We start from the raw sequence: 22,878 nt of genomic DNA on the forward strand, positions 1-22,878 counted from the left end.
TATGAAAAAACTACTCATGTTGGTCTGCGTGACCATGTTGGCATTAACTGCCAGTGCCCAGAAGAATATCTATCAGTTGCAGAGTTCACAAGCCCGTTCATTGGAAGTTATCAGCAATTCCTATGTGCGCCCAGTCACCGTAGAGTTGAAGATTGATGAAACCAAGGGCCGCATAAAGGATGTGTGGGAAATTACCTACGAGGAGTTTGCAAGCATAGCCGGTGCAATAAGCGACCGCGGCTACAGCGACCAGCAGATGCAGCGCCTGCGCGACTATGCCACCTTCATGTCGAGCCAGAAACACAACTGCGATGTTATAGTCTCGCCAATCATTAACATCAGCACGAAGAACCTCGCCCAAGGCTGTACCATCACCCTTGTGGGATTCACTGCAAACTACATCAACTGGCGCACGATGCAGGATAGTGACATTCCCTGGATTAGAATTGAAAGCGAGCATCCACGCATACAAGGACAGGGCTATGTACCCTACACCAGAGCTACTGAACAAAAATAACCACATCGCCTTATGAAGAAACTGTTGATTTTACTGTTGGCATTAGGCACCTATGTCTCTGAAGCCAGCGCTCAATTTGGTACGGTCGTTTCGAAGAAGATTACTTCGAACACCATGAATGTAATCAAAGTACCTCGTGACAGAACGTTTTATTTTGCCGCTGGCGGACAGTTGAATGGCGTTACGGAAAGCCATTTTAAGCCCGTCATTGGCTACGAGGCAGCATTAGGCTACCAGTGGGCCATGAAACGTGGCACACAACTTGGGGCACAATTAGGCATTGAGGCTGGTATCACAAGTCGCGGATGGGAATATGACCAATTCTATGCAAGCCATAAGTCAACAGGTATGGCAGTTTTCCTCTCACCCATTAACTACGTTTACCGTATGGGACTGGGAGCAAATAATAATATCTGGTTAGAACCTCATATCGGTGCCTTTGCCGCAATAGATGTTATTGACAACTACGTACATAATGAGGGAAAGTATGAATTAGGAGAAAGAGGATATATAAACAGCCACACAAGTACTCCAGAAGTCGATGCAGGCATCAATGTAGGACTACGCCTATGGGTAGCTAAGCGCATCAGTGTGGATCTCTCTTATCGTCAAGGCTTCATCGAATTTGCAGAAGAAGAGGCAAAAATCCAATATAGAAACCATACCACTTTTTCAGGCTACGATGGTTATGAAACTACGGCTGAAGAGGTTAAGCACAGTGGCTTGTCTGGAAACCTTTGCCTGCGTATTGGCGTGAAATTAAATAAATAACTTATTCCCCCAAAAGACATCCATTATGAAACATATCAAATACATCTTCCTGTCAATTGTTGCTTTAGCAATAGCTTCCTGCGGTAAAGAAATGACTGTTGAAGAAATCACGCAGAAACTGCCAGAGCCTAAAGTCAATATAGAGATATCCTATGGAACAGGGTCGGAACTGAGAGTAAACAGAACTCAAACCATTTATCCTACGTGGAATTTCGGAGGTGAGAAAGTCAATTGGAGAACATCCAATGACAATGTTGTAATAACTGATTTCACCTTGTCATCTTCATCTGCTCCACATTCCGTCAGTGTTAAGGGCGTTGCTCAAGGAAAGTCCATCGTGACTGCTGAGATTGATGGCTATGAAGGTTCTGTTGAGGTGGAAGTTCTTCCCCTTGCCGATTTTACTATAAAACAAACTTCTGGCACAAAAAAAATGACTTATACCTTCGTTGCCCAATATTATGAGTTCTATCGTGCCGAGTGGAGTTTTGGAGACGGCACTACCTATAGCCAATATTCAGACTCTAAATACAATGGGGTAAATACCTACTATGCTTCAAGTGGCACTTATAATGTTACTCTTTCTCTGTACGACAAGAAGGGCAATAAGATTGATTCATACACCAAGTCAGTTACTGTAGAATAGCATTACTCTGTTTTGGTATTATAGAAGCAAAATAATGTTTTAAGTGAAATTATAGTTAATTATGGTCATAGTCCAAGCGATTATGGCCATATTTTTTTTACCTTTGCGCCCATGAAACGACTTTCTGCATTTTTTATTATGTTTCTGTTGGCAGTGACCGTAGCCTTCGCTCAGGACGATGCGAAGGAGGAGACGGTGCTCACACCTTCTTTGAAAATAGGAAAGGTGCTGGTGGATGGCGACTCTATACAGTACATGGAGATGCAGAACGTCTATGTATATCCTGAACCCACGTTTAAGACAAAGCGCCAGCAACAGGCATATATGCGCTTGGTACGCAATGTGAAGAAGGTGTTGCCCATAGCCAAGCAGGCGCGACAGATGCTCATAGAGACAGCGGAGTATATAGAGACGCTGCCCACTCAGAAAGAACGCGATGAACATCTGAAGCGTGTGGAGGCAGCCATAGTGGCAGAGTATAAGCCCAAAATGAAGAAGCTCACCTTTTCACAAGGCAAGCTTCTCATTAAACTTGTTGACCGCGAGTGTCACTCCACTGCTTTTGAGGCTATCCAGGCCTTCATCGGTCCTGTGCGTTCCGGCATGTGGCAGGCTTTTGCCTGGATGTTCGGTGCTTCACTGAAGAAAGACTATGACCCAGAAGGAGTTGACCGTCTCACCGAGCGTGTTGTTCTAATGGTAGAGGCGGGACAGCTCTGACTAAACTGTAACATAGCGGAAACAATAATGCGATGCAGTTCTTAATGTGCTATTTTACAAACTCGTCGACTTTGGTCACCAAACTCGACGAGTTTGGTTTTCAGCTTAGTTAGTTCTGGATTACAGAACTGTCAGGACAGGATTACAAAACTGCCAGTATTGAATTACAAAATTGCCAGTATTGGATTAATAAGTTGAGCCTTTTATTTGTCTTCAGGTAGTGGCCAGCATTCCGAGGGCGTGTGCATGCGTCGCATAGCCTCGTCGAAGAGTTGCACCATTTCGGGGTAGTCCTTGGCCAGATTATTCTGCTCAGCAGGGTCTTCATCGAGGTTATAGAGCTCGAGTGGTGCACCTTTCTTTATTGTAACACACTTCCATTTGCCCAGGCGTGCGGCACGTTGCTTGCCAGGGAACTCCCAGTAGAGCATGCGGTGGTTGGTGTCGGCATCGCTACCGAAGAACAGTGGTGAGATGTCCATGCCATCAGTATTCTGTGGCATGACGGCATCAGCGGCTTTTGCATCAGTAGAGCCATCGTCCTTGCTTGTGGCAATGCTGGCGAGCGTGGGCATGAAGTCGGGGAAATAGACCAGGTTGTCAAGACGACGCACAGGTACACGACCTGGCTGATAAACGATGAGCGGCACACGGATGCCTCCTTCGTAGAGCTGTGCCTTACGTCCGCGGAACCCCGCATTACAGTTCAGCTGAGGCAGTGGTGCCTGAACGGCGGCACCGTTGTCGCTGGCAAAGATGACGAGAGTGTTCTCTGCCAGTCCGCGTTTCTCAAGATGTTCCATAAGCCGGCCTACGGCTGCATCCATGTGTTCAATGAGTGCTGCATAGCGCTGTGCATTCTCCTTTGCCTCTGGCGAAGTGAACGGTTCGTCTATATCGTGCCAGCGCCAAGTGTGCTGGTCGATGATGTATGGCTCGTGGGGCGCATCATAGGCGAGATAGAGGAAGAAAGGCTCGTCTTTCTTCTGCTGACGGTCTATGAAGGCGATGGCGTCGTCGGTGGAGATGTCGGTATTGTGACGCACATGACGGTCGTTGCGGTTCGCCTTGATGTTTACGAGCTGGTCGCCGTCGAAGCGATAGTACGGATAATAATATGGTGCGTTGGAATGTACTGTAGAGATGGTCCAGCCATGGAACTCGTGGAAGCCGCGGTGGTTGGGCGCTGCCTGCGGATCATAGCCATCGAGGTGCCACTTGTTAATGAGACAAGTGCGATAGCCTGCTGAGGAAAGGACTGTGGCGATGGTGGTGTCACAGGGCATGAGGTTGGTGCGGTGGATATAGGTGGTGTCGCCGCGAGGGTTCACCTTGATGCCTACGCGACCGCCAACAGGACACTGATTGTCGCGAATACGCGAATGGCCTGTGTGCAGACCTGTCATGAGTGAACAGCGTGAGGGTGATGAGATGCCGCTGCCGGCGTAGCAGTGGGTGAACGTGGTGCCTTGGCTGGACAGACGGTCGATGTTTGGCGTGCTTACATGCTTGCTTCCAAAACACGAGAGGTCGCCATAGCCCATATCGTCGGCTAAAATAAAAACAATGTTCGGACGTTGGGGTGTGGCTTTCTGTGCATCCGAGGGTGATGCTATGGCTGACAGCGCCAACAGTGACAGTGCGGTTTGTTTCATGAAACTCTCTTTTGGAGCAAAAGTACTAAAAAACATGATTAAAACAAGCGTTTTGATAAAAAATGTGCTAATTTTGTAGGCTGTTAATTGCTTAGCAAGAAAAAAACCGATGATTAAGGATATTAAATATATAGCTTTCGATGCCGATGACACGTTGTGGGACTGTCAGGGACATTTCGAGCGGGTGATGCAGGAACTATACACGTTGCTGGAGCCATGGGTGGACCGCCAGACTGCTGCACGCGAGCTCTTTGCCACCGAGCGCAAGAACATGGCTCTGCTGGGCTATGGTACGAAGGCCTTCACTCTTTCGATGATAGAGACAGCGCTGAGAGTGTCGCACCACAAGATGAGCGGCGACCGTTTGGCATGGATTCAGCGCGAATGCTATACATTGCTTGAACTGCCAGCCACACCGCTGCCTGAGGTGAAGGAGACGCTGGACGAGCTGAGCCGACAGGGCTGGCATATGGCGGTCTTCACAAAAGGTGAGCTGCTTGACCAGGAGAACAAGCTGCGCCGATCAGGACTGGATGGCTACTTTGAGCATGTGGAGATAACGAGTGACAAGACCGAGCGTGAGTTCCTGAATCTTTGTAAGAGGGTGGGGCACAAGCCCGAACAGCTGCTCATGGTGGGTAACTCGCTGAAGAGCGACATAGCACCAGCGCTTGCCATAGGAGCATCGGCAGTACATATTCCATTCCAAGTGACATGGGAGCTGGAGCATAGCGAGCCTTTCGAGCATCCGCGTCTGCGAAACATTACTCACTTTGGTGAACTGCTCGACATCTTGCGATGAAAATACCGTCCATAGAAAAAGCACCTCTTCTTCCTATCGCAATAAGCCTTGTGGCAGGCATTCTGACAGGATTCAATATTGATGCCAGTATAAGCTACCCCTTTCTGGTGGTGATGGCTGTACTGGCATTCTTTTTGCGAAAAAAGCCTGTGGCCCATACACTGACGATAGTCATCGCGACAATGCTTTTGGGTATGGTTATTGCACAGAGGGAACATAGGATTAGTCATGGCTATGGCTACGATGGGCATGAAAGAATGTGCGACGTGGTCATAACATCGGAGCTTGTGGAGAAACGCAAGACGGTGGCTGTGGACGCGGTGAATGTGGATAATGGGGAGAAGCTGAAGTGCTATGTTCAGAAGGATAGTCTTTCTATGAAGCTGATGCCTGGCAACGGACTGAGGATAATGGCTCGCATAGAGGGACTTTCTGACGACGAAAAGACTTCCGACTATGACAGATACCTTCTCCGGCAAGGATATGCAGGACGTTGCTTCGTTAAGGCTGAGCATTGGGAGTGTCGAAGGTTGAAACTTGACAAACTGTCGGTTGTCATTCGTGCCCAGATAAGGTTCTTGCAGTGGCGCCATCAGTTGCTTGAACGTTACCGTATGGCAGATGTCTCTGGTGATGCCTATGCCGTGGTGGCTGCCATGACGCTTGGCGACAAGACAATGCTTAACGATGACTTGCGCGACACCTATTCCATTAGCGGTGCGTCACATGTGCTTGCTCTTAGTGGAATGCATCTCGGCATCATCTGTTGTCTGCTGCTGATGCTCACTATGAGTCGACGTCGACCACGCGTGCTGTCGCAGATATTACTCGTCATTGGCATCTGGGGCTTTGCCTTCCTTGTAGGGTTGCCTACAAGTGTAGTTCGTTCGGCACTGATGATAAGTATCTTTGCAGTGTTCTCGCTTGGTTACAGGACACACATGTCGGTGAACCTGCTGTGTCTGGCTGCTGTGATAATACTGTTGTGTAGCCCTTACGCTGTCTATGACGTGGGCTTTCAACTGTCTTTTGCTGCCGTGATGAGTATAGTGGTGCTTATGCCAATGTTTTTTGATGAACGTAACCCGTCTTTTCTTGTGGGGTGTATGGCGGTGTCGCTGGCAGCACAGGTGGGAGTGGCACCTATAATAGCCTATCACTTCGGACGCTTCTCCACTTATTTCCTGCTTACGAATCTTGTCGTGGTGCCTGCGGCATATGCCATAATCTGTGGCGCTTTCCTGACACTGCTGTTCCCGCCGCTGTCGATAGTACTAGTGTGGACGGTGAACACGCTGAACACAATACTCACCATGATAACGCGAATGCCACTTGCAAGCATCGAAGGGCTTCATCCCTCAATGGTGCAAGTGGCACTATACTATGTTTTTGTTGCCGTTATGTTGGCGGCTTATCTTATTTGGAAAGGCGATTACCCGAAGAGTGTGAACAGATGGTATAAAAGTTCATAGCCCTTATAGCCTGCTGTTACAGCTGCTGCATGTCATACAGACGCTTATAGTAGCCGTTCTTTTCAATAAGCTCTTCGTGCTGACCGCGCTCAACAATCTCGCCTTCATAGAGCACATATATCTCGTCAGCGTTCTTGATGGTTGACAGACGGTGGGCGATGGCAATGGTGGTGCGGCTCTTCATCAGTCGCTCCAAAGCCTCCTGTACCAAGCGTTCGCTCTCTGTGTCAAGCGCAGAGGTAGCCTCGTCAAGAATGAGAATTGGCGGGTTCTTCAGGATGGCACGGGCAATAGACACGCGCTGACGCTGACCGCCTGAGAGTCGTCCGCCACGGTCGCCAATCATAGTGTCGTAGCCGTGTTCGCTCTCCATGATGAACTCATGGGCATTGGCAATCTTTGCAGCTTCGATAACCTGTTCCATAGTTGCATTCTCTACACCGAACGTGATGTTGTTATAGAATGTGTCATTGAACAGGATAGCCTCCTGGTTAACATTACCAATGAGCGAACGGAGCTCTGATATGCGCACATTCTTTATGTTCTTACCATCGATGAGCACCTCGCCGCTGTTCACGTCGTGATAGCGAGGTATGAGGTCAACGAGCGTTGACTTACCTGAGCCTGACTGTCCTACGAGAGCTATGGTCTTGCCCTTCGGAACGGTGAGGTTGATGTGCTTCAGCACCGGACGGTCAGCGATATAGCTGAACGACACATCGCGAAGCTCAACTTCTTTCTCGAAAGAAGGCATGGGCTCTGGATTCTCTGGCTCCTTGATGGGGTTCTCAGCTTTCAGTATGAAGTCGATACGGTCCATTGATGCCAAGCCAAGTGGTATCTGATAGGTAGCCTTAGACAACTCCTTCAATGGGTTGATGACACTATATAGAATCACCATGTAGAAGATGAATGTCGAGGCATCGATAAGATGTGACTCGCTAAGGATGAGTGAGCCGCCAAACCAGAGCACGATGACGATGATGATGGTGCCGAGGAACTCCGACATCGGGTGGGCGGCATTCTGACGGATAATCATGGAGTTCATGCCGCGGCGGAACTCGTCGTTGACAAAACGGAAACGTGCGGCCATCTTGTGCTCGGCAATGAAAGCCTTGATGATACGCAATCCGCCGAGGGTCTCGTCAAGCTGGGCGATGATGTCGCCCCACTGTCCCTGAACGGCTGCTGACTGGCTCTTCAGCTTACGGCTCACGACGCCCATAATCCATCCGGCTATAGGGGCTACGATGAGCACGAAAAGGGTCATCTGCCAGCTCACGGTGAACAGGGTGAAGAAACACACGAGGATGGCGATGGGCTGACGGATGAGCATGTCGATAGAGCTGGTTATAGATCCCTCGACACACTGAACGTCGGCCGACATACGGGCAATGATATCGCCCTTGCGCTCTTCGGAGAAGAAGCTCAGTGGTAGTTTCAGCACTTTCTCATAGACCTGTATGCGGATGTCGCGAACAACACCTGTACGTAGAGGCACCATCACGGCTGAAGAGGCGAAATAGCCTGCGGTCTTGATGGCTGTCATTACGATAAGAGCTATACCCATGATGACAAGGGTGATGAATGCGCCGTGATTGGTAATCATCTCCTGCACCCATGCATAGCCGTTGTTTATGATATCGTCCTTATGGATGTGTGACCAGTCAATGGGCTTATACTCATAGACTGTCGTGTCGATTTTGAAAAGGATGTTGAGAATAGGGATGAGCACTACGAACGAGAACACATTCATCCACTGTGAGAAAAAGTTCAGCAACACTGACCAAGCCAAATATTTACGATATGGCTTGAGGTAGCGTGCCATGATAGATAGAAACTGTTTCAGCATATCATTTTATGTTTTGCGTGCAAAGGTACGAATAAAAAACTAATATGTATTAAAAAAAGGAATAATTCTTATAATTAGCACTTTGTTAGTGCTTGACATACCCACACTTACGGTGTGAGCCGGTCTTGTGTCATTCGTTCCATATATTGCTGTATGATAGCTTTCAACTCTTTTTCCATTGGTTGTTGATGGCTTACTTTGTTCAGCAGGTTGTTCTGCATGAGTGAGTCGCTGAGGGCATAGACAGCACGTGTGTTCTGACCATCGAACTGTAGCACATGACCGTGTTTTACATACTGATAGATGCCGTTCATGTAGTTAACAGCCCAAGTGCTGTCGGCAGGGGTGCTAAGCAAGTCGATGCCGAAGCCGAAGTATGGCTTTTCATAATGGAGCATGCCCATGACCGTTGGCAGTATGTCGATCTGCTGGGCAATCTTGTCCTGCATCTCAGGCATAAGGTCAGCATTACCTGGCTCATATATAATAATAGGTGAGCAGAATCCCCCGAGGTCAGTCTGATAGAAGGCATGGTCGCTGGTGTTAGTGTGGTCGCTGGTGATGATGAAGATTGTGTTCTTAAACCACGACTCTCTACTTGCAGTCTCAAAAAAACGTCCCAGCGCCATGTCGGTATAGCGTATGCACTTGTGTATCTCGATGCCTTCCTCTGGATAGACATCCTTGTATTTCTCTGGTATGACGTAAGGATGATGGCTCGATGCGGTGAAGACAGCTGTCATGAAAGGCTCTTTCATCTCAGACATCTTCGTAGCATAGTATTGCAGGAACGGCTCGTCCCAGATAGCCCAGGTTCCGTCGAAATCATTGTCACCTCCGAAGCGCTTGTCTTCGTTGAAGTCCTCACGGCCGTAGTATTCCTGAAAGCCGATGCTCTTGGCGAAAGCCATGAATCCCATGGAGCCGCGTTGTGCTCCGTGGAAGAAGGCTGTCTTGTAGCCTTCGGCTGCCAGCAACGATGCTATGCCATCAACGTGGTTCATTGAGGCGGGAGTAAGGAAGAACGGTTCCACGAACATGGGAATGGATGCCAGAATAGAGGGCATGCCATCGATGCTCTTCCTACCATTGCAGTAAGAGTGACGGAAGGTGATGCTTCGGCTTATGATAGAGTCTATGCATGGGGTGTAGCCTTTGTATTTGCCATCTTCCAAATGCTCGTTTAGTGCTCCGATATATTCGCGACCGAAACTCTCGACAATGAGAACCACGACGTTCTTCTTTGTCATCGTGATGCTGTCGGCAGGTATGTGGATGGGAGAATAAACAGATGCCATCTCATGCTCGTCGGAGAAATACTCTGGTACGACGAACACAGACTTGCCGATGGTGCGGTAGAGCGAGAAAGGTGTGTTCAATACCAATGCTGCCTCTATGGGACGCGCGGCATACTGGTTTGCATTCGAGATGGTTATAGGGCGCACGGCCTTTGTGAATCCACCTCTTATACCGCCAATCACCAATGGCGTCATGAGGAGTAGTGATAGCAGTGCGGCTCCGCTATAGTGAAGCCATGAGAAGTCGTTTGGCTTGATGGCAGGCTTCCTGTATAGCCGGTACATCACCCATATGATAACCACAAAGATAACGACAAGATATATGTGGTTGATTGTCTCTGTTAGGAAGATGCTTCCCAGATTGCCTTCGTTAGAGAACTCGCTAAACACTGTCGTTGTGGTTCGTCTCATCGTGAAGCGGAAATAGACGGCATCACACAGATTGACAGCTAATGCCAGCCCATTGACAGTCAGGAACAGGGCCTGACATAGTTTCTGATACCAGGCGACCTCTTTCAGATGAAGCGGGAAGAGCATCATGACGATATAGAGGCTGTTGGTAAGCAGGATGGCCGAAGTGTCGAACATCAGTCCACCGCCAAACAGCTCCATCAGGTGATTGAACGTGAGACCCTGCGAGAAATAGCTTAGGTTCTCCAACAGGTAGATGATGCGTGCCAGAAAATAGACGGCATAGGCTATGACAAGATTGCATAGCGTAGCCGTCAGTGGGGATAAGAGTCTTAGACTTCTGAAATTCATGCGGTCAGATTATTTCACCCAATAGTGTGGCACTTGTTGACCCTGTTATGCGAACACGTACCGTCTCACCAATATGGTGGGAACCTTTATCTACGACCACGGCCTTGTTCTGCTCAGTGCGTCCCATGAGCTGTTCACGGCTGCGCTTTGAGAAACTCTCAAGGAGCACATCGAACTCCTTGCCTTCGTCGCGTTTGTTTGCTTCTGCCGAGAGCTGTGTCTGCAGGGCAATCATCTCGTTCAGACGGCGAATCTTCTCTTCCTCGGGCACGTCGTCGGGAAGATGCTTAGAGGCGTAGGTTCCAGGACGCTCGCTATACTTGAACATGAAGGCAGAGTCGTAGCCCACCTCACGCATAAGCGACAGGCTCAGCTGATGATCCTCTTCTGTCTCGGAGTGATAGCCCACAAAGATGTCGGTGGAAAGGCCGCAGTCGGGTATGATGCGGCGAATGGCGGCAACACGGTCCAGATACCATTCACGGGTATATTTGCGGTTCATGAGTTTCAGGATACGGTCACTGCCGCTCTGTACTGGCAGGTGGATGTGCTTGCATACGTTGGGCTCCTCGGCAATGACATGGAGCGTCTCGTCGCTCATGTCCTTCGGGTGAGAGGTGGTGAAGCGTATGCGCATCTCGGGAACCTCATGAGCTACGGCTCTAAGAAGCTTCGGGAAGTCGAAGCCTTCAAAATTATATGAGTTGACATTCTGTCCTAACAGCGTGACCTCTTTGTAGCCACGGTCGCGAAGGTCACGTACCTCGCGCAGGATGCTCTCCACGTCGCGACTGCGCTCACGTCCGCGAGTGTAGGGAACAATACAGTAGTGGCAGAAGTTGTTGCAGCCACGCATGATGCTCACGAAACCACCTATCTTTGCACCATGCAGGCGCTGAGGTACGATGTCGCGGTAGGTCTCGGTCGTAGAAAGCTCAATGTTTATTGCCTTGTGGCCAAGCTCTGCCTGTGCTACAAGGTCGGGAAGTGACAGATAGGCGTCGGGACCTGCCACGAGGTCGGCACCATGATTCTCAAGCAGGTCCTGCTGAACACGCTCTGCCATGCAGCCGAGCACGCCAATGATTAGCGGGCGTTTGCGCTTCTGGTTGTTTAATGCTTCTAAACGGTGATATATCTTCTGCTCTGCATTGTCACGAACAGAGCAAGTGTTCAAGAACACAGCGTCAGCCTCTTCTACATTCTCACATGCTTCATAACCAGCCATCTTCATGACTGACGCTACAACCTCGGAGTCAGCAACATTCATCTGACAGCCATAGGTTTCAATAAATAGTTTTTTCATCAATCTTTTTTAAATCTTCAATTTTTGTTATTCCGGAATATTATTTACTCGTTGCAAAGAGAAACCGGTACCCTTGTTCTCAGGCTCGGGCTCTGGTTCTTTTTGTTGTGTTTTCTGTTGCTTCTTTTCTTGTTTGTTATCCTGTTGTACAGGCTTTGTCACTTCTTTAGTGCGCTCTGTCTCCTGTTTCGGTGCGGTCTCTGGCTGAGAAGGCTGCGTCTGCTCAGACTTTTCCGTCTGTTGCTTTGTTTCAGTCTTCTTTGCAGCTCTTGCCTTTCCGCCATACTGGAAGTAATAGACTCCCTTCTTGTTCTTGCCAATAGACTTGATGTACTGTCCTGGGCGTACGGTGTCGTCGTTGGTGTCCATCGTCAAGTTACCGTTAGAGTCGATGAGGTAGAGCACAGCAAGACGCTCTTCCGTTTCACGGCTCTCAACAATAAAGGCGAGACATCCATTTTCACCAACCTTCTTACTCGTGTAGATATTACGTCCGTCGGAGTCGCTTCCGTAGATCTTCATCGTCCTGTCGGTGATAATGTTCTTGCGGAATTCGATGAGGGCTTTCCTGTAATTGGCTTTGGCAATCTTCTCTTTTGCAGCTTCATCGCCCCACATACTTTCGAGCAGGCTCCACTCCTCCTCGGTGCAGATACAGCTGTCGGCAATATAACCTTCTTCACCGTTGGCTTTCACTCTATACAGCTCGCCTACCTTCTCATAGCCTTTCACTTCATCGCTATACTTGACAGTGCCGATGACCTGTGCACTGCTCTTGTCATCAAGGAGCACGTCGGTCTTGTCAGAGATGACATACATCTTCTCGCTTGAGCCATCGAAGATGTCAGAAACCCAGTTCCACGCAGAGTTAAACCATCCGTAGTACCAACCCAGACCGATGAGCGCAATAGTTATCAGACAGCCGCAGCCGCTACTGCTGCTCGAGTCGCTGCTACTACTGCTTGAAGAACTGCTCGATGATGATGAGGTCTGTTGTGTCGTTTGCTGTGAACCGCTACGACGAGCTTGAGCCAACATGTCGCGGAACATGTTGCAGTTGTCAACACCCGCATTCTCTGCTGCACGCAGATAAGTCTCTGCAGTATTGAGGTTGCGCCCTACACCGACACCGTTAATATATGCATAGCATAACAACAGGTTTGCAGGATTGTATCCGAGGTCAACAGCCTTCTTAGCCAGTTCAACACCACGCTGTGCACGTGATGTGTCATTGAATAGGATATGGTTTGCCATGAGGTGCATAGCTGATGCAGAACCCTTATCAACAGCACTCTCAAGCCACATCAACGCCTTCTTGTGATCTTTGGCTACTCCAATGCCGTTCTCGTAACAGTAGTGAACACGCACCATACAGTCGGTATCGGCGCTGAAGCTGTTGTTATCTTGGGCACCTTTCATGTAACACTCGAATGCTTTAGAGGCATCCTTCGTAACGTGCATGCCTGACTCGTACATGCGTCCCAGATAGTAATATGCGGGGTTATATCCCTGATTTGCGAATGACTCGAAGACCGAGTATGCCATATCCAGGTCTTCATTGTGCTGGAAGGCATAAACGGCTCCGTTCCAAAGCGTATCAAAGTCCAAACCCTGGTCTTGCTTCTGATCCTGTCGTGTCCAGAAGAGAGCGTCCTCTGATGTCTGATCCAGGGTCATCACCTGCATGAAGTCCTGATAGTCTGCTTTCTGCTTTAGCTTCTTGACATTTGATGCAAAGGTCTCGGCATGCTGCTTCAGATCAAGGTCGGTATAGTCACTGACCTCGGAAACGAGCGTTTCACAGATGTTGTGCAGGTCGTCGACCGACTTGCCGTTCTCCAGTGCCTCAATGATGTCAATGATAAGATTGTGGACGGTGGCGCATTTCTCTACACCACCGATTCCTTCTATATGCTTACGCAGCTTTTGCAGACTTTTCTGACATTTCTTCGCCTGCCCTTCTAAGATCTGATCCATGCTTACCTGTTCGTTTCTTCCTTATTATTACTTTACACGTGCTTGTTAGCCAGACGGCGACGCTCGCGCTCAATCTCCTGTTCACTGAGCGTGCCCTCGCCCTTGATGGTGAATGTCTTTGTTTTACCCTGACACTCCACCTTAATATTTACTATACCATTAGAGTCGCGTACAACAAAAGCAGTGATCTCTGTCTTTGCAGGTACGGGGAAGCCCCATTCGAGCTCAGACTCCTCAATGAGTGTACACTTCTCCAGCTCCACCTCTTCGTCGGTACTGATGTTCTCGTAGAGAGCAAGGTTAACGCTTGTGCTTCCGTCTTCGCGGGTTGTGAATCCTGTAGAGCCCTCATAGACCAGTGAGTCGGTACGCTTAATGACGTTCTGCACGATGAGGCGGTCCTCAGAACCGTAGCAGCGGATGCCATAAGAGCGTGTGGCGAGGTCGTCGCCGAGCGTCACCTTGGTTTTCTCGCCCTCTAAGCTTGAGGCATGGATGGCTGCACCTTTAGCTACAGCACGGTCTGGCTCAAGGTTGTCCAGTCTGAGGTTGCAGTTTGGATATTCCTCCATCAGGCGCTTCTTAATCATCGGCATATATGATGAGCCGCCAACGAGGATGATATCACTGATGTTGAGATTGTCGGTACGCTCAAGAGCCAGCTTCTTCGCTTTCTCTACTATGTTGATGGTGCGGTCAACGAGGTCTTCAGTCAGTTCCTCGAACACACTGCGAGAAATGTCTATAAAGTGCATCTTGCGCTGATACATGAACTTGAAGGCAGCCTTATCAGCTTTAGACAGGTTCTTCTTACAGTTCTCTGCATTGACGAGCATCTTACCGACTTCCTTCGAGTCCTTGATGTCATCATAAGTTACGTCAAGTCCTTCCTTCTGAAGGGCATAGTCTATGAGAGCGATGTCCCAGTCCACGCCGCCGAGGTGGTGGTTGCCGTCGCTGGCGAGTGTCTCAAGCTCGTTGTTCTCCATGCGCATGATGCTCACATCGAAGGTGCCACCGCCAAGGTCGTAGATCATAAATGTCTTGTTGTTCAGTCCCTTTGTGCCATAGCTAAGTGCTGCCGCTGTAGGCTCGTTGAGCAGTCCGAGCACTTCCAGTCCGGCTATCTGCGCAGCCTGCTTAGTGCGCTCGCGCTCGTCGTTGCCGAAATAGGCGGGAACGGTGATGACTGCCTTATGAATGGGCGGCAGTCCCTCATAGGAGCGTTGCTCGTTGGCATCGTCAACAACTTTCTTCAGTATGAGTGCTGATGCTGTGATAGGAGTGACTGTAGTGCCATCGATGTCGAGCTCGTAGTTCTTGTTGGACATCTCGCGCTTAATGAAAGCCACAGTACGCTTGATATCACTACCCATCATACTCTTTGCCTCGCCGCCCACTACTGGCTCACCTGTCTCGTCATAGAATATAACTGATGGCGTTGTAGCAGCATCCTCAAGGTTCTTGATGACCTGTGGCAGTCCGTCCTCACCGATAACAGCGATACAAGAGTTGGTTGTGCCCAGGTCAATGCCATATACTTCTTTCATTGTTCTGTTGTTTTTATTTATGATTCTTTTTTGTTTTTGCTTCACGTGTTATTTCAGCTTGACCACCTCTTCCTGACGGATGACATAGCTGAACTTCTTTGGCACTTTGTTGTCTGCCATGATATTCTGCAGCTGTACGTCGGAGCGCACCACTACATAGGGTACTGCCCACTCATATCCAGGCTGCTCTGTGCGATAGGTGCCTGCGAGTTCTGGCGTTGGAGCTTCCTCGGTGTCGGTGATGGCCTGTCGCTTAGGATTGAACTCCAGTGTACCGGCTTCGGCGAAGCGGCGCACACCATTGTCCTCAAGCGACGAGTCAATCCACTGCTCCAGTCGGCGCACGTCATCAAGCAAGTCGTCATAGTCCTTAGCCTCTTTCTGCTTGGCCAGGATGGTGCGCACGTTGTCTGCCAGACCTATAAGCTCCATTATTAGTCCGTGTTGCGTCTTGTATATCACATCATCCTGGAATTTCAGCAGTTGGTTGTGCTGCTGCTGGATGATATTCTCTTTCTCTTCTATCTGTGCGTCGAAGCGTTTCTGGGCTTCAGCATATTCGTTCTGCTGTTTCTCTGCCGAACGCTGTATGCTGTCCATGCGGGCGTTCATCTGCTGCAGATAGAACGCTATGTTCTGGAGCACGGCATTGCCTGCAGTCTGCTTCTGCTGCTCTGTCTCAGCAGTAGTCACCTGCTCTGTGGCCTTCGCCTCTTGGCTGTCATTCACTTGTTCTTCAGCCTTATCTTCAATGACAGTCTGTGACTGTTCTTCTACCTTTGTCTCTTCAGTAGGCTTCTGTTCCTCCTGAGAGTGGGTTTCTTCTTTCTTTTTCCAACTCCATTCCATAGCTGTATGTATTTGTTGTTATCTTTCTTTCTGTCCTTTGTTCCACCGTTCGTCTTCCACCTCTCCGTCATCATAATAGTGATGGCATAGTCCGTCAGGACCTTCCGGTGTCATTCGTCCAGTGATGTAAGAGCCGTCGCGCAGATAGCAGATACCTTCGCCTTCCTGCATGACGCCATTTTTAAAACGGGCGCAGATCTGTTTGCCGTCGGGCAGATAGAGGATACCTGCTCCGTTCTGCTTTCCGTTCTTCCATTCGCCAGCATATCGGTAGCCGTCAGCACCTATGCTCACGCCTACGCCCTTCTGGCGATTTATGCTCCACTCGCCGGCATATTTGTTTATGTTCTTATCGACCTCCATGCCTATGCCCTGTCGCATGTCCAGCTTCCATTCGCCGGCATAGTAGTCGTTAAGTTCCGAGCGCTCCACGCCGAAGCCTGAGCGTTCGCCCTCCTTGCTGCGGTTGCCGCAGTAGAATTTTCCGTTGTCTTCTTCCTCGAACGAGAGCTCTCCTTTAGGTCCCCCTTCGTTGTTGCCATCGTCGGTCAGTTCCTCCGGCATCTCGTCTGTCCACTCCAGTGAGTAGAGGAAACAATCTACGATATAGTCGGCTACTCCGTGGCGCAGGAAGTTACGCTCTTGGAACGCCTGTTTGATGTTTGCCAGTCGCAGAGAATAGATGTCATCGTCAAGTCCCTGTAGCTCCAAGAGCTGCGCTCCAAGGTTACTGTTCACTGCACACTGTATGATGCGGTTGCTGACAGCGTCGCCAGGCAGATAGTCGCTGATGAGACCGCGCAGTCGCGTCTCACCAACGACATCTTGTCCGAATTGTTCCACCAGCTCGTGCATGGCGGTGTAAAGTGTCATCTCTTCTTGTCTCATTCTTCAGCTATAGACTCTTGAGAATCTTGTTCTACTGGCTCTTGAGGTTTTTGCTCTTCAGATATTTGAGGCTCTTCTGTCTCTTGAGGTTCCACTGTTGACAGCATGCTGCTGAGAGTCGCTTCTTCTGGCTCTTGTTCGATAGCCTCTGGTGTTTCCACCGGTACTCTCTCCAGAGCCTCAAGGGCTTGCTGTGAGACGGCCTCCATGTTCTGCTGCTTCTGTTGCAGTGCCTCCATACGGCGGTTGCTGTCAGCGGTGTGGTAGTCAGCGGTCTGCTGTTGCCACAACAGTCGGGCTGCCTCTTCATCGTTGCTGGCTTTCTTGCGTATGTCATCCACCTCAACCTTGAGCGTATTGAAGCGTTCCTCGTTGGCAGCCATCCACTCGTTGTAGGCTTCTGTCTCCTGTTTCAGATTCTCAGTAGCTTGCTCGTTTGCTGTCTGAGTGGCATTGAGCTTTTCTGTCACCTCGTGTAGCGTGTCCTCATGTTTTCTGAGCAGGTTGAGGAAATTGTTCTGTTCCCTTTCCGCATCATCGCGTTTTTTCTTCAGTTCGGCTAGTTGAGCCTCTAACTCCTGCACCTCCTTCTTGACTTTCTCAAGTTCGGCTGTTCGCTTCTGTCGTTCGGCATTCAGCTCGCGTATCTCGCGTTCCTTTTTGTATGCTTGCAGACCTGTCTTGATAAGTGCCAGATCAATGATGCCCGCCATTGACATATCGTCTTGTGAGGCCTTTGCACTCAACTTCGGCAGGAAGTCACCCAGTTCCTCTACAGCCTTGTCCTTGCCTAGGTTATCAAAGATGCCGAGCGTCTGCGAGTAGAAGTTGGCCAGTCGTTCGAAGTTGCCCCATGAGTCGTCAAGTCCGTCACTGCCGAGGATTACTGCTACGGGGAAGTCGCCCATGCCGCTGAAGGCATAGCGGAACTCACCCACCGGACTGCCGTCGCAGAGCGATGTTGTCAGGTTCAGGAAGCAGCGACAGTCCCAAGGCACTGGCTCAAACCAGTTCAGCGAGGCATCGCATGCCATCATCTTTCCGTCGCCAATATGGAAGGCGAACCAGTACAGCGGCGTGCGCACGAAAGCCATCAGCGTACTGCCATAAGCTTTGACGATTGGCGTGTACATGCTGTCGCGCAGTCCGCTCTGCTTCTCCTTCTGCCATTGCTGGTAATACTTTCCGAGCATTGTCTGCTCATGGTCGTTGAAGGGATTTTCCTCAGCATGCTGCTCGATGGCCTGAAGCCACTGCATGTAGATGCGTCCGAAGAGCATTGTGAAGCGCAGGTCCTGGTCACGTATGTCAGCCACCTGTTTCAGAAACTGCTGATCCTGCTCATGGCGCTGCAGTTCCACCTCAGTCATCTTTGAGGTGTCGCATCCTGTGGCAGCCACGGCGGCGTCTTCATCCTTAGGATGGCTGGTCACCGCTCCTTTCTTTCCGAGAAACAGACGGGCAGGAGTCTCTTCCACAAACTGGCGAATGTTGGCCAGTGCCGTTTCGGCGGCCAGACGCGAACCTACGTCACTACGAACGTAGGTGTCGCCTCCGTGTCCGTCGCATACGATGGCCACGCGCAGTGAGCCGTCGTCGCTCTCATAGCTGAGCGAATAGTCCTGACACACGATGTCTTTCTTCACATGGGAAGCACCGCGTCGTGTGGCATTGAATACTATGATTTCACTCATATCGTGTGGCGTTACTGTTCAATTGATTATTGTTTATCCCCATGAGCCCCAGTCATCGGTGCCGCTGCTTACCTCGGTACCAACATCAACGCCGTCGAACTGGTCGTCGCTCTTCACCTGCTCGGCAATCTTCTCCGACAGTTCCTCCTGCTTGGTCTGGGGAGCGTCGCTGCCCACTGATGAGCTCTTGCTGGCCACCTGTGAAGAGGTGACGCTGACGAAGCGGATAATCTTCTTCAGCTGCTCTTTGTTGTGAACGGTGAGCACAGCCTCGCTTGTGCCGGTGAACTCAGCCAAAATATCCTGGTTTGCATCTTCGCCTATGGCAATGGCTACCTTGATGCCGGCGCGGAACCAAGGGTTGCCCTTCAGTTTTTCCAGTCCGTGTTTATAGTCATCGGTAGGCTCACCGTCAGACATGAAGATGAAAGCGGGTGCAAACGAGCCTACAGCCTCCTGCATGAATGCTTTCTTTGATAGTTTAGCGTTCAGCTCGTTGAATGCGTCGCCCATAGCGGTCAGACCACCAGCCTCGAGGGTACGCCAAGAGAACTCGCCTGGATCCATGGGCTGTGGATACATCCACTCACAGCCGCTTGAGAACTCCAGTGCGGCAATCTTGATCTGTGCGTCAGGGTTTGTCGATGAGATGTCATCTACATAGGGCAATACCTCCTGTACTGCCACGTTTACGCTCTCTATTCTCTCTCCCTTCATGCTGCCTGATGTGTCAACGATGAAGAAAAGTACCATTGTACGCCTCGGGGTGGCGTCAACCTCATCAAATGCTCCCATAGTTGTAATTTTTTTAGTTTTTTATTTTGGTTTCAATTATTGATTATTATTTCACGATTTCGCCTGTGATGTCCTTCGAGAAGCGAATCTTTGCTCCGATGACCATAGGCATGCCTGAGCCGCTGTCCACGTTGCGCACGGTGCCGTCGGGCAGAGTGACCGTCCAGGGCTGACCCGACTTGTTGACGAGTCCCCATTTCTTTGGGTCAACCTTGTTGCGTACTGCCTCGCCCACAACCGTATCATGGTCTTCCTCGAAGGTGGTCATACATTTATAGAACTTCTGTCCGGGTACAAGTGGCACGTTATACTTGCCGCACTTCACGAGGACGGGCTTCGTCAGTGGCTTGCCGCACTCGATACACTGTGTAGGCGTCTCATCGTTGACGAAGGTCATCTTGCCACATATCGGGCACTGTACATAGAAAGCTCTGAGCTGAACGAGCAGCTGCTCCCATTTGCGGTCCATAGTGCGCTTCGTTGGGTCGTGCATAGCTTCACTGCTGAAAGTCTTGATAAACTCGTCCTGCAGCATTTTTGGGTAGGCACCCCAGCGGCGTATAACGTTCTTATGGACACCGGGTACTGGACGGTTTTTGGGGTTTGTTGGGTCCATGATGAAGATGGCGTCCTTGCCGTTGAGCTTGCGCTCGGCATCCTCGTTCATACATGGGCATGACAGTGCGAAGGCACCCTCGAACGGACGATTCAGATAGAACAGTATGAACAGCGTAACGGCGAGTGAGAAATAGTCGGTGTTACGGTTTGGCAGCGACTGGTGCTCAACAATCTCAGGCGCCATGAAACCTACCTTACCGGCAATACCCATGTTCACGCCGTTAGGAGCAACGTTGTCATTGTCGCAGATGAGCACATGGCCAGTCTCGGGATTTATGAAGAAGTTACCATCGTTCATATCCTGATAGCTCAGTCCACGGATGTGGAGCTTCTGGAAACTTGTGCATATCTGCAGGGCAGCGTCTATCACGCACTCTACGCTCTTGAATCGAGCCTTGGCAAGCATGAACGCGCCCAGTTCCTCATAGCCTTTCGGACGCAGTTTCATTATGTATCCATAGCTGTCGTTCTGACGCTCAGTTACTGCCAGTGGCCAGATGAACGATTCGCTTGGGGCACCTGCCTCAGCGTTCTTCTTCAGGTTAGCATAGAAAGCATCGGGGTAAGGCAGATGATACCACTTCAAAGCATAGTCGTTGCCGTTGTAGTCAACGAGATAAACGATACCCTGACCGCCTCGGCCGAGTTCTTTCTTTACGGTACAGCTGCCGCCGTTGGTAAATTTTACCTTTGTTCCAGTTGATAGTTCTGACATATCGTTATCGTTTTTTTTGTTGTTTACTGTTGTTCAGGCGGACTATCCGCCTTTCTTCCCATTGTTTAATAGCCTCCGCCGCTGAGGTCGAAGTCATCGCTTGTCGTTACCTCGCCAGAGTTGCCGCATACAGGACAATGGAAGGTTCCTTCTCCTACGTAGCAGCTTATCTTTCCACATTGGCCGCATTGTACCCAGCTCTGGTTGCCGCAGTGGGGACAGCCTGGGAACTTGTCTCCGTTGAATATGTTGCCGCGCACCTTGTTCTCGGTGAATCCTTCGCTCTTGGCGGCTTTCTCCGTCAGTTTGAAGGACCAGTCGAAGACATAGTCTTTGCCTTGTTTGATGGCGGTGATGCCATAGGGCTGTTTGTTGCGCGAGCAATAGGCCACAATCACCATTCCGTCATACTTTGGATGTTTCATAGTCTTTGTAGTTTTTTTGGTCTATATTATTGGTTGTTATAAATTCTTTCGTTTCATCTTCCGTTTGTTACATCTTCTTCAGTTGGCTCATCACGTCGGGCAGGCTGCCGTTGGCTAAGTTGTCATATACAGCCTTTACTATGCGGAAACCATCACCATATACAGGCGTTGGGTCACGCTCCAGGATTGTCATCATGGCCTGTGACACAGGTGTCGCCATGTGCTTATATACAATCCATGAGCCGAGATTGCAGAAACCCTCTGTCAGCTCTGACCGCAGATATATGTTCCTTTCGTATTGCCACACATGAAGCAACTCGTGGGCAAGCACTCCGCCGAACACTATGCGATGCATGTGGTTGAGCATGTTAACCTCGTAGCTCTTGCTGAATATAGATTTTGCTACCTTGGTCTCACCCATCTTGTGGGCTTGTGTGGCAGGACGTCCTGGGGTGTAGCGTGGTTGAATAAGGCGTATGGGTACAGAGTTAGGCCATTTGTCAATGCCGTGGGCAGCGAGCATCTGCTTCACTCTCGTCTCTACCCATTCCACATGCTTGTCGGTCTTCACCTCCTTCTGCATGCAGTCGGCACACTGGTAGCGACCATCGGGCAGTCTGTGGTCTGTAGATGCCACGAAGCGCTGACAGCTGAAGCATTGGAAAGCGTGCTCCGGATGTGCTCCGAAGCCATGCAAGTCCTTCTTGAACATGCCTCTAAGTTCCTCTCCGCAATATGCACATTTCATGTGTTTACGCTTTTTTCGGCTGTAAAATTAGTAAATTACAAGCAGACGGCAACTCTGATTGAGTTAATTTTTTATAATAGAACACGCGCGAAGCCTCTTACTGAGCCTCAATCGAACATTACTCGTGGGTTCATAACGCTGGGACTGCGCCATTCTAATTGGTAGTCTTTGCGTAGAACTGTAGCGCGCTCATGCCAGAAAGCATGGCAGAATCCCATTCCGCGTGGAGTGTCGGCAAGGTTATCATATACCTTACGGTCGGCTTCGTCGATAATCTCCTCCCAGCGTGCTGTCCACTCTACTGGGTCGTGCTTCAGTCCGCCCGACTGTGGTATCTCATTTAGTTTGCCTTCGTCTGCCAGCTTGATGTTGCGCTCCAGGCGTTCTATCTCTTCGATTACGTCTTCAGTAATAGTGAGTTCGTGCTGCTCCATTGCCTCTGTTCGTCGTAGTACGAGTTTCTCGAACTTCAGCAGTCGAACCATCAGACGTGGGTGCTCGCTCAGTGCATCAGCCATGCGCTTCACTGCGCTATAGAGCTTGTTTATCATGTGGTCGTAACCTTCGAGAGGCTCAGCATAGCGGAGCATCTCTTCTGCCAGTGATGCTATCTCCCACTCATTCTCTTGCTCGTGCAGGTCATGCTCTGCCAGAAGTACGGTGCCGCATACAACTTCCCAATAGGCGTCAATCTCGCCTTCATGACCATGTAGCTCAATGCCGGCAGCTGCCTTGCGGGCTTTCTCCAGTTCTTCGCGATAGTTAAGTTCTTCTTCCATATTTTATCACATGTTATTGTTAGTTTCCGCAAATATATG

Annotated in this window: 20 protein-coding genes; 6 read left to right on the forward strand and 14 right to left on the reverse strand. The window is 49.9% G+C overall.

Features of this window, described 5'->3' with window-relative positions; translation table 11 throughout:
• Position 1: 1 nt before the first annotated feature.
• The 4 genes from M1L52_RS05285 (at position 2) to M1L52_RS05300 (ending at position 2,654) form a co-directional block, all read left to right on the forward strand.
• Positions 2 to 517, forward strand: coding sequence for a hypothetical protein (locus tag M1L52_RS05285; RefSeq protein WP_248613895.1), 516 nt, complete (start codon positions 2 to 4; stop codon positions 515 to 517).
• Between the two features lie 12 nt (positions 518 to 529).
• Positions 530 to 1,288 (forward strand): hypothetical protein, encoded by a 759-nt coding sequence (locus tag M1L52_RS05290; RefSeq protein WP_248613896.1) that lies wholly within the window; start codon positions 530 to 532, stop codon positions 1,286 to 1,288.
• A 25-nt stretch (positions 1,289 to 1,313) separates the two neighbouring features.
• Positions 1,314 to 1,934 (forward strand): PKD domain-containing protein, encoded by a 621-nt coding sequence (locus M1L52_RS05295; protein ID WP_248613897.1) that lies wholly within the window; start codon positions 1,314 to 1,316, stop codon positions 1,932 to 1,934.
• 111 nt (positions 1,935 to 2,045) lie between these two features.
• Positions 2,046 to 2,654 (forward strand): DUF4294 domain-containing protein, encoded by a 609-nt coding sequence (locus tag M1L52_RS05300; protein WP_248613898.1) that lies wholly within the window; start codon positions 2,046 to 2,048, stop codon positions 2,652 to 2,654.
• A gap of 203 nt (positions 2,655 to 2,857) precedes the next feature.
• Here M1L52_RS05300 and M1L52_RS05305 read toward each other — a convergent pair whose 3' ends face one another.
• The gene (locus tag M1L52_RS05305; RefSeq protein WP_248613899.1) at positions 2,858 to 4,309 is read right to left on the reverse strand and encodes a sulfatase-like hydrolase/transferase; all 1,452 of its coding nucleotides are present in this window, start codon (positions 4,307 to 4,309) and stop codon (positions 2,858 to 2,860) included.
• 109 nt (positions 4,310 to 4,418) lie between these two features.
• On the opposite strand from M1L52_RS05305, the gene M1L52_RS05310 reads away from it, so the two are divergent.
• Both M1L52_RS05310 and M1L52_RS05315 read left to right on the forward strand, forming a co-directional pair.
• Positions 4,419 to 5,111: an HAD family hydrolase gene (locus M1L52_RS05310; protein ID WP_248613900.1), complete on the forward strand. Its 693-nt coding sequence runs from the start codon at positions 4,419 to 4,421 to the stop codon at positions 5,109 to 5,111.
• The gene (locus tag M1L52_RS05315; protein WP_248613901.1) at positions 5,108 to 6,583 is read left to right on the forward strand and encodes a ComEC/Rec2 family competence protein; all 1,476 of its coding nucleotides are present in this window, start codon (positions 5,108 to 5,110) and stop codon (positions 6,581 to 6,583) included. Before M1L52_RS05310 ends, M1L52_RS05315 begins: the two co-directional genes overlap by 4 nt.
• 16 nt (positions 6,584 to 6,599) lie before the next feature.
• Here M1L52_RS05315 and M1L52_RS05320 read toward each other — a convergent pair whose 3' ends face one another.
• The 13 genes from M1L52_RS05320 to M1L52_RS05380 form a co-directional block, all read right to left on the reverse strand.
• Entirely contained in the window at positions 6,600 to 8,435 is a 1,836-nt protein-coding gene (locus M1L52_RS05320; protein ID WP_248613902.1) for an ABC transporter ATP-binding protein, read from the reverse strand.
• A gap of 107 nt (positions 8,436 to 8,542) precedes the next feature.
• Positions 8,543 to 10,495: an LTA synthase family protein gene (locus M1L52_RS05325; protein WP_248613903.1), complete on the reverse strand. Its 1,953-nt coding sequence runs from the start codon at positions 10,493 to 10,495 to the stop codon at positions 8,543 to 8,545.
• Positions 10,496 to 10,499: 4 nt separating this feature from the next.
• A complete protein-coding gene (gene miaB / locus M1L52_RS05330; RefSeq protein ID WP_248613904.1) occupies positions 10,500 to 11,801 on the reverse strand; it encodes a tRNA (N6-isopentenyl adenosine(37)-C2)-methylthiotransferase MiaB in 1,302 nt (433 codons plus the stop codon).
• Between the two features lie 27 nt (positions 11,802 to 11,828).
• On the reverse strand, positions 11,829 to 13,778 hold the full coding sequence (locus tag M1L52_RS05335) for a tetratricopeptide repeat protein (protein WP_248613905.1): 1,950 nt from the start codon (positions 13,776 to 13,778) through the stop codon (positions 11,829 to 11,831).
• Positions 13,779 to 13,810: 32 nt separating this feature from the next.
• Complete coding sequence (locus M1L52_RS05340; RefSeq protein WP_248613906.1) at positions 13,811 to 15,328, reverse strand: Hsp70 family protein; 1,518 nt, start codon at positions 15,326 to 15,328, stop codon at positions 13,811 to 13,813.
• Between the two features lie 48 nt (positions 15,329 to 15,376).
• Positions 15,377 to 16,177, reverse strand: a complete 801-nt coding sequence (grpE, locus tag M1L52_RS05345) for a nucleotide exchange factor GrpE (protein WP_248613907.1) — start codon at positions 16,175 to 16,177, stop codon at positions 15,377 to 15,379.
• 18 nt (positions 16,178 to 16,195) lie between these two features.
• Complete coding sequence (locus M1L52_RS05350) at positions 16,196 to 17,065, reverse strand: hypothetical protein (protein ID WP_248613908.1); 870 nt, start codon at positions 17,063 to 17,065, stop codon at positions 16,196 to 16,198.
• The gene (locus M1L52_RS05355) at positions 17,062 to 18,759 is read right to left on the reverse strand and encodes a protein phosphatase 2C domain-containing protein (protein ID WP_248613909.1); all 1,698 of its coding nucleotides are present in this window, start codon (positions 18,757 to 18,759) and stop codon (positions 17,062 to 17,064) included. Before M1L52_RS05355 ends, M1L52_RS05350 begins: the two co-directional genes overlap by 4 nt.
• Before the next feature lie 33 nt (positions 18,760 to 18,792).
• Entirely contained in the window at positions 18,793 to 19,554 is a 762-nt protein-coding gene (locus tag M1L52_RS05360; RefSeq protein ID WP_248613910.1) for a vWA domain-containing protein, read from the reverse strand.
• Between the two features lie 46 nt (positions 19,555 to 19,600).
• Positions 19,601 to 20,887: a protein kinase domain-containing protein gene (locus M1L52_RS05365; protein WP_248613911.1), complete on the reverse strand. Its 1,287-nt coding sequence runs from the start codon at positions 20,885 to 20,887 to the stop codon at positions 19,601 to 19,603.
• Between the two features lie 65 nt (positions 20,888 to 20,952).
• On the reverse strand, positions 20,953 to 21,312 hold the full coding sequence (locus M1L52_RS05370; protein ID WP_248613912.1) for a TerY-C metal binding domain-containing protein: 360 nt from the start codon (positions 21,310 to 21,312) through the stop codon (positions 20,953 to 20,955).
• Between the two features lie 67 nt (positions 21,313 to 21,379).
• The gene (locus M1L52_RS05375; protein ID WP_248613913.1) at positions 21,380 to 22,060 is read right to left on the reverse strand and encodes a hypothetical protein; all 681 of its coding nucleotides are present in this window, start codon (positions 22,058 to 22,060) and stop codon (positions 21,380 to 21,382) included.
• A 107-nt stretch (positions 22,061 to 22,167) separates the two neighbouring features.
• Positions 22,168 to 22,839 carry a hypothetical protein gene (locus M1L52_RS05380; RefSeq protein ID WP_248613914.1) on the reverse strand — a complete coding sequence of 224 codons (672 nt, stop codon included), beginning with the start codon at positions 22,837 to 22,839 and terminating at the stop codon, positions 22,168 to 22,170.
• Positions 22,840 to 22,878 lie beyond the last annotated feature (39 nt).

Source organism: Prevotella sp. E13-27 (assembly GCF_023217965.1).
Classification (GTDB): domain Bacteria; phylum Bacteroidota; class Bacteroidia; order Bacteroidales; family Bacteroidaceae; genus Prevotella.

Excerpts from the sequence above, each read along its gene's own strand:
- grpE (WP_248613907.1), bottom strand. The coding sequence starts at position 16,177 with ATGGAATGGAGTTGGAAAAAGAAAGAAGAAACCCACTCTCAGGAGGAA.
- M1L52_RS05355 (WP_248613909.1), bottom strand. The coding sequence starts at position 18,759 with ATGAGTGAAATCATAGTATTCAATGCCACACGACGCGGTGCTTCCCAT.
- M1L52_RS05295 (WP_248613897.1), top strand. The coding sequence starts at position 1,314 with ATGAAACATATCAAATACATCTTCCTGTCAATTGTTGCTTTAGCAATA.
- M1L52_RS05340 (WP_248613906.1), bottom strand. The coding sequence starts at position 15,328 with ATGAAAGAAGTATATGGCATTGACCTGGGCACAACCAACTCTTGTATC.
- M1L52_RS05350 (WP_248613908.1), bottom strand. The coding sequence starts at position 17,065 with ATGAGACAAGAAGAGATGACACTTTACACCGCCATGCACGAGCTGGTG.
- M1L52_RS05310 (WP_248613900.1), top strand. The coding sequence starts at position 4,419 with ATGATTAAGGATATTAAATATATAGCTTTCGATGCCGATGACACGTTG.
- M1L52_RS05365 (WP_248613911.1), bottom strand. The coding sequence starts at position 20,887 with ATGTCAGAACTATCAACTGGAACAAAGGTAAAATTTACCAACGGCGGC.
- miaB (WP_248613904.1), bottom strand. The coding sequence starts at position 11,801 with ATGAAAAAACTATTTATTGAAACCTATGGCTGTCAGATGAATGTTGCT.
- M1L52_RS05360 (WP_248613910.1), bottom strand. The coding sequence starts at position 19,554 with ATGGGAGCATTTGATGAGGTTGACGCCACCCCGAGGCGTACAATGGTA.
- M1L52_RS05285 (WP_248613895.1), top strand. The coding sequence starts at position 2 with ATGAAAAAACTACTCATGTTGGTCTGCGTGACCATGTTGGCATTAACT.
- M1L52_RS05290 (WP_248613896.1), top strand. The coding sequence starts at position 530 with ATGAAGAAACTGTTGATTTTACTGTTGGCATTAGGCACCTATGTCTCT.
- M1L52_RS05315 (WP_248613901.1), top strand. The coding sequence starts at position 5,108 with ATGAAAATACCGTCCATAGAAAAAGCACCTCTTCTTCCTATCGCAATA.
- M1L52_RS05305 (WP_248613899.1), bottom strand. The coding sequence starts at position 4,309 with ATGAAACAAACCGCACTGTCACTGTTGGCGCTGTCAGCCATAGCATCA.
- M1L52_RS05380 (WP_248613914.1), bottom strand. The coding sequence starts at position 22,839 with ATGGAAGAAGAACTTAACTATCGCGAAGAACTGGAGAAAGCCCGCAAG.
- M1L52_RS05370 (WP_248613912.1), bottom strand. The coding sequence starts at position 21,312 with ATGAAACATCCAAAGTATGACGGAATGGTGATTGTGGCCTATTGCTCG.
- M1L52_RS05300 (WP_248613898.1), top strand. The coding sequence starts at position 2,046 with ATGAAACGACTTTCTGCATTTTTTATTATGTTTCTGTTGGCAGTGACC.
- M1L52_RS05320 (WP_248613902.1), bottom strand. The coding sequence starts at position 8,435 with ATGCTGAAACAGTTTCTATCTATCATGGCACGCTACCTCAAGCCATAT.
- M1L52_RS05325 (WP_248613903.1), bottom strand. The coding sequence starts at position 10,495 with ATGAATTTCAGAAGTCTAAGACTCTTATCCCCACTGACGGCTACGCTA.
- M1L52_RS05335 (WP_248613905.1), bottom strand. The coding sequence starts at position 13,778 with ATGGATCAGATCTTAGAAGGGCAGGCGAAGAAATGTCAGAAAAGTCTG.
- M1L52_RS05375 (WP_248613913.1), bottom strand. The coding sequence starts at position 22,060 with ATGAAATGTGCATATTGCGGAGAGGAACTTAGAGGCATGTTCAAGAAG.